Here is a 12,253-nt window from a genome sequence, read left to right on the forward strand (position 1 = left end):
AATCATTATCTCCTCTACTTATTATTTTTGACCATCTGACTTCTTGCAAAATAAATCGTCGAGAAGACAGAGGTTAATGTGATAACAAAGGATGGATTCCCTGGAATAAACTTGACGATAAAAATCATTAAACCTGCTACTAACAAGGCAAAAATTCCTGTTTTATAAGATTTCACCATATACTGACCAAAAATACCTCCGTAGATTCCAGGAATAATTAATTCAAAATACTTGGACAAATTTTCAGGTAAAGTGGTCACCACGGTCTGGCCTAAAATCGTTGAGAAGATTACAAAGAAAACCGCTACATAAATTGACATGGCTAAACCAATGGTTCCCATTAATTGCCCTTCTGAAGTTCCTGCTTTATATCCTGAAGCTTCCGTCGCCACAGCAGCTGCAGGAATTTTCATATTAACAGCATTCCCAGATAAATTGGTCATATATAGTCCAGAGGTTCCGACAATCGGATAATAACTAATCGGTTCACTAATATAGAAGGCTCCTGAAACAGAAATTTGAGAAATTGCCCCTGCTATAATGGCTGATAATCCCGGATTATATCCCCAAACAAAAGTCATAATAAAAGGAGGAATTAAAACCGCAATAATCCCAAGTAATATAGAGATTCTTCCAAATGGTACGATATTTTTAGTGAATTTTTCATATGTGTTCATTATTTTTCCTCCTATACAAAGAACATTCCAATAAAGGCTCCGCCAAACATTGCAATGGTGAGTGACCAGGATCCAATCCACTCAATATTTTTCCCAATATAGTGGCAAATAATCATAATGACTAGCCCACCAATGGTAGCAGCTGCATGCGCAGGATTTATCTGAATATTAACCGAATTGTTCATCACAAAATAAGCGAAGGCCCCTAACATAGCCCCTAAGCTCACTGCTGGTAATAATTCTTTTCTTCCGCCGGTCATAACGTCATTAATTTTTTCCATTCTATGAGCAAATAAAAAGGTCACGATCAGCCATCCCAACACCCCTAAAGCAGGTGTCCAAAGCGCATTGGCATATACGGTCGGATCCATTACGGGCCCCAATTCTCCTCCTGCAGCCTTAGCCCCAAAAGTCGCGGCCATCGTCTCATAATTAGTTCCTCCAATTACAGCCAATCTTAAGGCTGCAACCGGAGCACCTAATGATACAATTAGGGAGAGTATACTTCCCATAATTCCTAACGCAGGCCCAATACTACTCATGGCTGCAACTTTCATCCCTTTTTTCACTCGTTCTTTATCCATGTTCAACTCTTTGGTTGTTTTCAATGCTTTCCTCAACATATACGTTCCTTGAATCACAACTAATATAATCCCAATTGATGAACCTAAATACATCAATGGATGATTTGCTAAGTGAAGATGACCTTCCATAAATTGACCTCCTTAATATTCCCAAAAATTAACAACACCTTAAAATGAACGCGCTTTCATTTAATAGGATTTTAACATGTTTCTTTGGATCTGAGTATGCTAGAATTATTGATAAGGGGCATAGGTCAAAACTATATGGAGAGAAAACCATGAATGTAGACAATTTAAAAAGAATTATAGAAATATCTAAAACAGGTTCAATTAGTAAAGCTGCTCATAATTTGTTTATTTCTCAACCCTATCTTAGTAATGTATTAAAGGAAACTGAACAAGAAATTGGATTCAATATTTTTCAAAGAACAAATGATGGTGTCATTTTAACTGACTTGGGACAGTTATTCATTGACCAAGCCCAACAAATTCTATTAAAATACGATGAATTCGAAAGAATGTTTATTGGAGAGACAAGTAAACTAGAATTGTTATTAATATCTGCAAGGAGATCTTCCTATATTTCAATTGCTATCAGTTCATTAATCAACCACCTTAGAGCACAAAACATTGCGCTTTCCGTTCGTTTTTCAGAGTGTACGAACCAGGAAGTCATCAATAATATCTATACCGCCAATTCTGACATTGGAATTATCCGTTTTGATGATATGTATCAAAATCATTTTGTCAATCAACTGACTGCCAGAAATATTGAATGGTATGAATTACAACGAACTCAACGGGTTATTTTAATATCCAAAAAGAATCCCCTCGCCTACAAAAAAAATATTTTTTTGGAAGATTTAAAAGGATTTATCGAAATTATTCATGGTGACTTTGAAGTAAATAGCATGGATAAAGAAAATCATAAACATAAAGTGTATGTCTATGAAAGAGGGACTCTTTTAGATTTCGTCTCTAATATTGACAATAGTTATACTTGGACGACAGCCACGCACCCTCAAATTATTGAAATGTATGATTTGACTGAACGAAAAGTTGTCTCTAGTCAAAATCAAGTCATTGATTATGTCCTTTATAAAAAAGAAAATAAACATCACAAAGAATCAAGGTTGCTTCTTGAATTTATTAAAAAAGCCATTTCTGAGTTAACCATTCCATATTAAGCAATGGCTTGCGATGTATTATTAAAAAGAGGCTGTGATATAAGTAAATTGTTTTTGAAAAAATATAATACTCTGTTCTTAATCTTCATTCGCAGCTATTGAAATGATAAAGAAAATAATAATTTTATATCACAGCCTTTTTTAGCTGATCAAATTTTACTCATTAAAGTCATAAAAATAAGCTCCTCCATAGGTCTCTTTTACTTTATCCATATATTCTTTTGATCCAACAACTTCTTTGCCAGCATCTAACCATTCAGAATTTTCTTCATCTTCTGTATTGACAATAAGCCCAATCGCAAAATTTTGAGCACTCTCTGAAGGTTCTACTGCTAAATAATTTTCAAAGTCCATATCATTTTGTTGTAGCATCATTGGCGGTGTGATGATTACATCTACATCCTTAATATTACGAACAGTCGCTGTTATTTCGGTCTCCAAGATTTCAATTTTTTTAGTATTTTCTTGAATATCTCCTAAATTATAAAATTCACCTTTCTTTTCTCCTAAAGTCACTAATCCAATGTCCTCTAATAAAATTAATGATCGTTCCATATTGGCCGGATCACCTGCAATCGCAATAACAGCTTCTTCAGGAATATCTTCAATCTTTTCATGCTTTTCTGAATAGAGTGCCTGAGGTCCATAAGCAATAAATGGTTCCACCATTTCTAATTTTGCATTATTTTCTTGGTTGAATGTTTCTAACCAAACTTTATGATTAGCAATAACACCATCAATTTCACCTTCACTTAACGCTACAGCAGGTAGATGATTTCCATCAAATGAGATAACTTCAACTTTATATTCTCCCTTTTCTTCCATCACTTCTTTAAAGTGTTCGACCAAGGGGCTTGAGGTTCCAACGGTACCAATTTTAATCGTTTCTTTCGCAAAAGCCACATCTGTACTCATAGCAAACATCGTAACCGCCATAATCAATAACAATAAATTTTTACACATATTTTTCATTCTAAATTTCCTCCTATTTTTTCATACTATGATCATATATTTTATTTCCAATTGTTTGAACAATTTGTACCATAAAGAACAAAATCACTACTGAACTGTATAAAATAAAATCATCAAAACTTTGGTAGCCATAATTAATCGCTACAGATCCAATCCCACCTCCTCCAACGGCTCCAGCAATCGTAGAACCCGCAATATTATTAACAAACGCAATGGTTGTAGCCGAAATTATTGATGGAATAGACTCTTTAATGACTATTTCTTTTATAATATTTAAATCACTTGCCCCATAAGATCGAGCGGCTTCAATCGTTTGCGGATTAATTGACCTAAATGAATTTTCCAAATACCGACCAATATTCGCGGTACAGGCTAATATCAAAGGAATAATGACTGCCTTAGGACCAATCGAAGTGCCCACAATGGTTCTCACTACAGGTGATAAAGCAATAATCAATATCAAAATAGGAATACTCCGAACAAGATTAACAAATAAACTGATCATTGAATAAATTCTTGGATGAGGTTTCAAACCATTGGGTGCATAATAATAAAGAGTTAGACCTACCGCCAAAGCTCCCACCATCCCAATCACAACAACAATCATTACTAATTCTATAGTCACCCATGTAGCAGGTAAAATTAAGCTTGATAGCCGATCATACATTTCAGATAACATTTCACTATTCATAGTTAACAGCCCATTCGATATGATTTAGTTCTAAAATATTTTTGATATCAAGATAGTGCTCAAAAGCAATCTCAATTTCAAATTCACTTAAAGTTTTATATTTAAACTTAGTAGATTGAGTCGCCATTACTATTAGACTGTTATCTTCAATAATTAATTGATTAATAACATTAGATTGTGCTTCTAAATCAACAAATAATAATAGTTGAATTCGAGGCTGGTTCGGCCATTCTTTAGACATACTTAGGAGACGCTTTTGCTTATATTGAGTCAACGGATCGCTTAAATTGATTGCCTTTCCATTTCTTATCTCCATAACTCGATGTGAAATTAATTTCAAAACATTCATTTCATGCGATACTACCATAAATGTAACCCCTAATTCATGATTTAATTTCTCATATAAGGTTAGAATAGATGCAGTCGTCTCAGGATCTAATGCAGAGGTTGCCTCATCAGATAATATCAGTTCTGGCTCAGTCACAAGAGCCCTCGCAATGGCAACACGTTGCTTCTGCCCCCCTGATAATTGATGGGGATACGCATATAATTTATCTTCAATGTTAATGAGTTGAGTAATTCTTTCCACTTTCTCTTTTATTACACTTTTCGAAATTTTTTTGATTTTCAAAGGTAAGGCTATATTTTCAAAAACATTTAACCTTTCCACTAAGGAAAAGTTTTGAAAGATCATCCCAATATGAGATCTAAACTCATTCATTTCCCGATTATTAAGTGCTGAGATATCCGTTCCACTAACCACTACTTGACCCTCTTCAAAGGGAATCAAACCATTAATACATCGTAATAAGGTCGATTTCCCTGAACCACTATTGCCCATTATGCCGAATATTTCTTTCTTTTTAACAGAAAATGATATTTGATCTAGAATTTTCTTATTATGATAGTTTTTGGATAAATTATTTACGGTTATCATATTAATTTCTCCCATTTGCACCATCTATTCTCTATTATTGATAATCATTATATGAATCTGGTTTTACCAATTTACACGAAGGTTCAACTCTGTTTGGCAATGAGTCATCCCGACTCCATTCAATCCAGCAGCCATCATAAAGATAGGTGTGTTCCCAACCTAATATAAAAGTCATAAATAAAGGGGTACATGCTCGCCAACCTGTACCACAATAGAATGCGATAGGATCATTTTGATTAATTCCTTGTTTCTTCCAAATAGAAGCAATCTCATACGGAGACCTTAGTCTACCATCTGGCGAATAATAATCATCCATTTTTTTGATCCGTCTTCCACAATATCCCCAAATACTCCCTTCCGGTTCACCTACTACTATTTCATCTGACAGTGAATCCAATAATTCATAACCACTGATATCACCCACATGTTCTTCCCAAGCACGAATACTTACCAATTTAAGTTTTGATTTATGCTGTTTTGCATAAATTTCTTTTCCTGTTATAATCACTTTGTCATCATGTAGAGGGAACTCTCTTTCAAAGACTCCTTTTTTATTTTCTTTACTAGGACCTGATTCTATAGGATAGCCTAATTGCTTCCACAGTTTAATTCCTCCATCAAGAATTCTTATTTTATCCACACCAGCCCAATATAAAATAAAGGCTGCTCTATAAGAGGCAGTTATACTATTAGAATAGACAATAACTGTTATATCCTTAGATATTCCTTTAAATTCAATATAATTTTTAATTTCATCAAAAGAGCGAATATTTAGAAGGGTCTCATCCTCTATTTGACTAATATCAAGTAATGTTGCCTGAGGCAAATGTTCATTCTCAAACTGTTGATAGTAAGAATGAACTTCTCCTTCAATTTCACCATCATTAACAATACTATTTGCATCAAAAATTAAATAACCTTTTCCATCATAAGTATCCGGGCTTTCCTCATTAATGAGGTCCATAACCCATTCAGGACTCACTATAAATTGGTATCCAGGAAAAATATAAAAATTTTCTGCATATAAATCATAATATTCCTTTAAATTGCTCAATCGAAAGAATATATCAATTGAAATATATTCCGAAAAATATTCTATGAATTGATTTAATCTATTTCTATCAGAGTCATATATTAGTATTTTTTTCGTAAAATCAATTCCCTTTTGTTGAGCAAAACTTAATTTTTTCTCTACATTTATATAGGGAATCCATTCTATAGGAAAATTAATTGCCCCCATAATATGCCCTTTGACTCCTTGTTTTTCATAACCAAGAAAATGATCACTCCTACGTATATCTACTACAATATAATCTCGAAAATTTTGGCCCAATTCATTAGCTTCTATAATATTGGCAAACATCTAACCCTCTCCTTGAAAAAAGCCTTCCCATTCTCATGCCCTATCATTAATTAATCTTAATTTAAAATATTCATATTTCTAAACGTTAATTTTAATATAATTATTATTTTTTACCAATCAGCGTTATTAATTAATACTCTTTCCCTAGAGATAAGTAGATACTTTTTATGCGGCTTAACAGACTTTTATGCTATTATAATTTTCAATAAATAATTTAATTCTTCCTATTTATGGGAAATTAGCCACAAAACAAAGCGATTTAATTCTACATTTTTAAAACAAAATAAAAAGAGAAAACACTGACAAACTCAAGTGCTTCCTCATTTATAAAACTAGTCTAAACTCAAATATCCCTCAACAGCTTGAGCAATAAAGGCTGTTAACTGACCGTTACCAAAGCGATCAAAATAATCACTAAAACGTGGATCATCTACATAAGTATCCGCAATACCTATCAAGACCTCGTCATCAAAAAAACCTCCTTGTTCCTAATTTCTAGCATAAAGGGTCACGTAAGGTGATAGTCAAGTGGTTTAATTATTTAAATCTTCAAAAACCTCTCTTGAATTATAAAAAATAAAAAGCCAACCCACATTTCTTGATAGGCTGGCTTTCTAATTATTCATCATCGTAGAGTCCTTGATGTAATGCTAAGATACTTTCATGTCCAGGTAATGGTGGCAAGCCTAGGGAATCTTTTCGAGTAAATGCTTCATGAAGTCCTGTAGTCCAATGAGTATTCTTCACTTGTGCAGGTGAAATCTCTGACACAATTGTTTCACCTTTTCCGTCTAATATTTTTTGGCCAAAGAGTGGATCGATCAAGCTTCCACGCCCTACTGCGATCATGTCTGTATGATTGTCGACCGCATCTTGAGCTGCCTTCTCATCAAAGACTGATCCTACCACGATAATCATTGTTTCATCACCAACAATTTCTTTAAAAAGCTGACCATAAGATTGATCATAACCTTCTGGTTTAGAATCATAGCCCTCCCATAAAGAAAGACTGAGATAATCCAATCCATATTTAGCCACTTCTGCTATCAATTGGCTCGATTCTTGGAAGCGATAACCGACTACATTGCCATGAACTTCTTCTGGCGACAAACGATAACCTAGGATAAAGTCTTCAGGTCCGTATTCAGTCATCACTCTTTTAACTTCTTTGATCACTTCAAGAGCAAAGTTCATGCGCTTTTCAAGCGTTCCGCCCCACTTATCTTGACGAACATTGGAGGTTTCAGAGAAAAATTGTTGAATTAAATAATGATTAGCGCCATGAATTTCAACACCATCAAATCCGACCTCAATCGCCCGTTTGGTTGCTCGTCCAAAGTCTTTGATAATCTCTTCAATTTCTTCATGAGTCATTTCACGTAATGAATAATTAAGAAAAGGAAAATCAATAGCACTAGGGGCTAATACTTCTTGTCCTCTGCTTGCTCGTATGCCAGCCTCACGCCCACCATGATGGATTTGAAGAATAGCTTTATTGCCATCTTTCTTCAAAGCCTTCGCAATGGATCGAATGGATTCAATGTGCTGATCGTCTTGAATCCCTAATTGTTCAGGATATCCTAGTTGAGAGCATGGCCCACCCGTTTCGGATACATAATGATATTCCGTAATTAACAGACTCGCTGCTTGGGACCGAGCGCTATAATACTTCAATGTATCTTCCGTGGCATAGCCTCCTGCACTTCCGGAATAAGATAACATCGGCGGCATCGCGATTCGGCTTTTTAATTGTGCACCGTGACGTAAAATAATGGTATCCGTTAATTTTTTAGTCATTCTAACACTCCTTGACATAATATTTGTAACTTTTGTTCACTGATCAAACTAACCATAATCAGCTTGTCTCTATTGAGGCTAACAATTTGCTTATTCACTTGAATAAGTATTCAACCTTTCATAAGATAGAATATAGCAACCTGCTTCTAAAATACATTAATATGCTTTTGTCATTGAATAATGTTAGATGATAAAATAATTGTTCCCAACTAGTATGTCTTCTATTATTAACTTCCCCCTTATAAAGTGTGTTAAAAATTAAAAATTATTTTCCTTTTATTGAATCTCAATCTCATTTGTTTTAAGAAATGTCAAAGGTCCGTGACTGATCAAGACCACTATTTTATCTTGGGCAACTAATTCAGCGATTGCTTCTTCCATAAAGACGATCAATGATTGATAAATATTGGTAAAAGGTTCATCTAATAGATATAAGTCTGCCTCTTTAGCAAGACTTATAATAAACAGAATCATTCTTTGTTCTCCACCGGAAAGATCACGGATATTTTTATTCCACATTTCTTTAGAGGAAAATAACAAAGGAAACAATTGGTGCATTTTCTGATTCTTCAGAAAATGGTTAATTTTTAAAATTTCTTTTCCCATTCCAAAAAAATAAACAGCCCTAGACAGACTGTTTATTTTCAAAATCTTTATATTAAAGCTTAAGCTTTGGTCTTGCGATCATTAATCCCTATTAAGAAGGTTCCTAATGAAACCAGAATCAGAATATAAGGAGCTTGATTTGAAAGCTCTCCCGTTTCAGGCAAGACTGAGACAGCTGAAGTTTCTTGGACAGGAATTAGTCCCTTTTCCTCCTCTTCTGCATCAACCACTTCAGGCTGAACCTCCTCCTGAATTGGAGCTTCTTCAACCGGTTGACTGGCAACAGGTTTTGTTCCAATCTCGATAATCATCGGAATCATTTCTCTAATCGATAATGCGGATTGAATGTCTTCACTTAAAACATTATTTCCAGCAAAGTATTTCATGATCTGTTGAATTGTCAATCCGTCTGAGCCGATTTGTAAGACATTTTCTTGCCCTGCTTCTACTTGATCATTATAAACATATTGTACGTCATACGGCGTCCATTGATAAACTTCCTCTATTTGGTTGCGATAGAAGGCATACAATAAATCATGGTCTTCAAATAGCTGTCCCATCTGGAGGAGTAAACGATCATTCCCAAAGGCACTTCCAAATTGAATCCCTAAAGGTAAACCATTATCTGCTAAATGTGCGGGTAGACTAAGAGCTGGCGTGCCGGTTAAATTGGCTAATTGAGTGAAAGGCGTCTTAGTCCAAGCAGGTAACCATTGTTGGTAAATCAAGTCGAGTCGTTCTTCTTTTGATAAGTGAGACATATCGAGCATCGTATCTTTCAGTTCTTCAGGAATATGAAGATAATCTGCTTCTGGCGCTGTAGTAGCCGTTGTTGGTGTTAGAAAAAGCGGAAACTTTTGGTAAAAACTCTCCATTTCCCTTTCCATGAAGCGCACATATTCCCAAGCCTGATCCACATCTTCTGGGTCTAAAACTTGTGACGTTTGATAGAGCGCCCACGTTAACAATTCCACATCTGACGCTTGCAGATTGCGACCCATTAACTTTTGTGCTTGATAATTAGCAATCCCCGACCCACTCGCTGCAATGGTGTAATAGCTTTCCATCATTTTCTTGCCATCGATTGGATAATCGACTTCGACTAATTGATAGCCTTGATTTTTCAGGAAATCGACTGCATTCAACACCGCTTCCTCTGCTTCCAGATCCATTGGCGTTCCTGCTGGTGTTTTGAGTGAATAGGCAATCGGGAGACTCGGATTTAACAAGTCATGCCCCACTTGTGAAGCTGCCTGATCTTTTAGAAGGGTCTCAAAAAGCTGAATGGTGTCTTCCATCGTTTGGGTCGTGACAAAGTGACTAGTCTGGCTCCTCAAACTACCAGAGTTCGCCTCCAAAATCCCGCGTGAAGGATGAAGTCCAATCAAGCTCGACCAAGAAGCAGGAATTCGTGTTGAGCCCCCTGCATCACTGGTTGTTGCGACGGGAACTTGACCAACGGCTACGGCTGCAGCCGATCCTCCAGATGACCCACCCGGATTATGGTCTAAAGACCAAGGATTATGGGTATCTCCATAAAGATCAGAATTCGTCACATTGATCCAGCCTAGTTGAGGATATGAGGTCTGTCCAATCACAATAAAGCCTGCTTCTTGTAAAGCTTTTACGTATCTGCCAGTTGTCTGCGAAATCTGATCTTCCATAAAGCCGATTCCCAGTGAATTGCTTCCTCCTTCAATCGAGTGTCCCAAACCTTTCACTAAGATTGGCACTCCATAAAAAGCTTGTCCTTGATCGGTCATCGCTGCTAATTCTGCTAAAGCTGCTTCTTTTCTTAAACTAATCACATTATTTAATTCTGGATTAGTCATTTCAATCATTTCAAAAGCAAAATCAATTAAAGCTTCCGGAGTCGTTCTCCCCTCACGGATTGCTTGGGCTAATTCCACAGCAGATGCCTGACGGTAGTCTTCCAAGGTTAAAGCTTGACTCGTCTCATCGAGGTCTTGTTCTGCCACGGTCGTTTCTGTGACTTCTATATTCATCGCTGCTGAAGATATCGAATCTTCAACTGTTGTTTCACTGACTTCCAAACTGGTCTCATCATTTGAAAAACTCTCTGAACCTGCTTCTGGAAGAGAATCTGATTCACTTTCTGTCGTTTCCTCAACCGTTGTCTCGACCTCAATAGTCGTTGAGACCTCCGGAATACTGACGGAGTTCTCTGGTGACGTCACCGTTGTTTCAATCGACGCCTCAGGAATAGTTTCTTGAGCCTGAACAGCTGTTAAAACAGGTGCAAGCCCAAAATTCCCCGCTAAGATGACTCCTAACAACAAAGAATTGACGATTTTTTTCACAATACCAACCTACTTTCATCCCATATTAATACCTTCTATTATAGATAAGAAAGGGCTTTTAGTAAATGACATACTAAAGTTATCAAGGTGATTTTCACTAAGAATCTAATGATAAAAATATGTGAATCATCCAATTGTATAAGAATAGGTAAAACATATCCAATAGAAAGTCATCTTTCTTTTACTTGAGAACATAAAAAGACAAACACCCATCAATGTAAGAAAGCATTGACGAGGTTTGTCCAACCTATCCGAAATGAGATACTATTTAATTAAATTCACGAAGCAAAATGATAGATCACCCACAATGATGCTAGCCTCCTGCGCTTCTATACTTACTCAATCCCCATCTCCAAATTGTCAAGTAAACAATCGAAAAAACAAAGATTCCCACAAACAAATTAACAAAAGTAGCCATAGTATATAAATTATGACTAAATAAGAGATCCTTAACGGGAAAATAGCCTACGAAACTAAATGGTACAACAATTAACAGAACTTTTAATAGCATTGGATAAATGGACAAGGGGTAATTCGAAAGCTGAGATATTTCCCACAAAATGCTTTTTAACCCATCAGTCGATATCCACCAAAAAGATAGACTACTTAACATCAAATATATTCCATACCTCACCAGCACAGACGATATTAAATAACCGATCAATTTAATAAAAAATACAAGATGCCAAGTGTTTTCCATTTGACTAATTGCAAATGCGAGCAATCCCGCAGCAAATATCGCTTCAAACACAGTCTCTTCATCCAATTCAAACACAACAAATTGAAACAAAATATTTAAAGGTCTTAACAAAAAGATATCCATCTCACCCGTATGAATCATATACGGGACTTCCAAGACCGTCACAAAAAACATTTCAAACAAAGCTCCTGACAACATTAAAAAGCTATAGAAAAACAACATTTGATACCCATTAAATTCACCTAAAACTTTTGTTGTCGACATGATGATATAAAGTACAAACAAGTTAGAAATCGTATCTAGAAAAAAGCCTAAATTTCCTAACACGAAATCAACCGGATATAGCCCTATTCTTTTCACATCCATCTTAACGAAATACTTATAGATAGATAAATGAAACTTAATTTTTTTGATCATC

At 35.6% G+C, this 12,253-nt stretch carries 12 protein-coding genes; 1 reads left to right on the forward strand and 11 read right to left on the reverse strand.

Going from position 1 to position 12,253, the window contains the following annotated elements; translation table 11 throughout:
* Positions 1–14 precede the first annotated feature (14 nt).
* The gene (locus HZY91_RS02400; RefSeq protein WP_197114317.1) at positions 15–677 is read right to left on the reverse strand and encodes a hypothetical protein; all 663 of its coding nucleotides are present in this window, start codon (positions 675–677) and stop codon (positions 15–17) included.
* 11 nt (positions 678–688) lie between these two features.
* On the reverse strand, positions 689–1,390 hold the full coding sequence (locus HZY91_RS02405) for a DUF5058 family protein (RefSeq protein ID WP_197114319.1): 702 nt from the start codon (positions 1,388–1,390) through the stop codon (positions 689–691).
* 149 nt (positions 1,391–1,539) lie between these two features.
* On the opposite strand from HZY91_RS02405, the gene HZY91_RS02410 reads away from it, so the two are divergent.
* Positions 1,540–2,448, forward strand: a complete 909-nt coding sequence (locus HZY91_RS02410) for a LysR family transcriptional regulator (protein ID WP_197114322.1) — start codon at positions 1,540–1,542, stop codon at positions 2,446–2,448.
* Between the two features lie 156 nt (positions 2,449–2,604).
* Here the strand turns inward: HZY91_RS02410 and HZY91_RS02415 are convergent, their stop codons facing one another.
* The 9 genes from HZY91_RS02415 to HZY91_RS02455 all read right to left on the reverse strand — a co-directional run bounded on the left by HZY91_RS02415 (position 2,605) and on the right by HZY91_RS02455 (position 12,252).
* Positions 2,605–3,420 (reverse strand): MetQ/NlpA family ABC transporter substrate-binding protein, encoded by an 816-nt coding sequence (locus HZY91_RS02415; protein ID WP_197114323.1) that lies wholly within the window; start codon positions 3,418–3,420, stop codon positions 2,605–2,607.
* 13 nt (positions 3,421–3,433) lie between these two features.
* A complete protein-coding gene (locus HZY91_RS02420) occupies positions 3,434–4,111 on the reverse strand; it encodes an ABC transporter permease subunit (RefSeq protein WP_197114325.1) in 678 nt (225 codons plus the stop codon).
* Positions 4,104–5,048: a methionine ABC transporter ATP-binding protein gene (locus tag HZY91_RS02425; RefSeq protein WP_197114327.1), complete on the reverse strand. Its 945-nt coding sequence runs from the start codon at positions 5,046–5,048 to the stop codon at positions 4,104–4,106. Before HZY91_RS02425 ends, HZY91_RS02420 begins: the two co-directional genes overlap by 8 nt.
* A gap of 34 nt (positions 5,049–5,082) precedes the next feature.
* Positions 5,083–6,411 carry a rhodanese-like domain-containing protein gene (locus tag HZY91_RS02430; RefSeq protein WP_197114329.1) on the reverse strand — a complete coding sequence of 443 codons (1,329 nt, stop codon included), beginning with the start codon at positions 6,409–6,411 and terminating at the stop codon, positions 5,083–5,085.
* Between the two features lie 332 nt (positions 6,412–6,743).
* A complete protein-coding gene (locus tag HZY91_RS02435) occupies positions 6,744–6,869 on the reverse strand; it encodes a TipAS antibiotic-recognition domain-containing protein (protein WP_197114331.1) in 126 nt (41 codons plus the stop codon).
* 160 nt (positions 6,870–7,029) lie between these two features.
* A complete protein-coding gene (locus HZY91_RS02440; RefSeq protein WP_197114333.1) occupies positions 7,030–8,208 on the reverse strand; it encodes an oxidoreductase in 1,179 nt (392 codons plus the stop codon).
* A 276-nt stretch (positions 8,209–8,484) separates the two neighbouring features.
* On the reverse strand, positions 8,485–8,814 hold the full coding sequence (locus tag HZY91_RS02445; protein ID WP_328751590.1) for an ATP-binding cassette domain-containing protein: 330 nt from the start codon (positions 8,812–8,814) through the stop codon (positions 8,485–8,487).
* 59 nt (positions 8,815–8,873) lie between these two features.
* Positions 8,874–11,135 (reverse strand): amidase family protein, encoded by a 2,262-nt coding sequence (locus HZY91_RS02450; protein WP_197114337.1) that lies wholly within the window; start codon positions 11,133–11,135, stop codon positions 8,874–8,876.
* A gap of 313 nt (positions 11,136–11,448) precedes the next feature.
* The gene (locus HZY91_RS02455; RefSeq protein WP_197114339.1) at positions 11,449–12,252 is read right to left on the reverse strand and encodes an ABC transporter permease; all 804 of its coding nucleotides are present in this window, start codon (positions 12,250–12,252) and stop codon (positions 11,449–11,451) included.
* Position 12,253 lies beyond the last annotated feature (1 nt).

The organism is Facklamia lactis, from assembly GCF_015863205.1.
Classification (GTDB): domain Bacteria; phylum Bacillota; class Bacilli; order Lactobacillales; family Aerococcaceae; genus Facklamia; species Facklamia lactis.

Coding starts and splice junctions, on each gene's coding strand:
- HZY91_RS02405 (WP_197114319.1), bottom strand. CDS start 1,390: ATGGAAGGTCATCTTCACTTAGCAAATCATCCATTGATGTATTTAGGT.
- HZY91_RS02415 (WP_197114323.1), bottom strand. CDS start 3,420: ATGAAAAATATGTGTAAAAATTTATTGTTATTGATTATGGCGGTTACG.
- HZY91_RS02430 (WP_197114329.1), bottom strand. CDS start 6,411: ATGTTTGCCAATATTATAGAAGCTAATGAATTGGGCCAAAATTTTCGA.
- HZY91_RS02425 (WP_197114327.1), bottom strand. CDS start 5,048: ATGATAACCGTAAATAATTTATCCAAAAACTATCATAATAAGAAAATT.
- HZY91_RS02455 (WP_197114339.1), bottom strand. CDS start 12,252: ATGATCAAAAAAATTAAGTTTCATTTATCTATCTATAAGTATTTCGTT.
- HZY91_RS02440 (WP_197114333.1), bottom strand. CDS start 8,208: ATGACTAAAAAATTAACGGATACCATTATTTTACGTCACGGTGCACAA.
- HZY91_RS02410 (WP_197114322.1), top strand. CDS start 1,540: ATGAATGTAGACAATTTAAAAAGAATTATAGAAATATCTAAAACAGGT.
- HZY91_RS02400 (WP_197114317.1), bottom strand. CDS start 677: ATGAACACATATGAAAAATTCACTAAAAATATCGTACCATTTGGAAGA.
- HZY91_RS02420 (WP_197114325.1), bottom strand. CDS start 4,111: ATGAATAGTGAAATGTTATCTGAAATGTATGATCGGCTATCAAGCTTA.
- HZY91_RS02445 (WP_328751590.1), bottom strand. CDS start 8,814: ATGGGAAAAGAAATTTTAAAAATTAACCATTTTCTGAAGAATCAGAAA.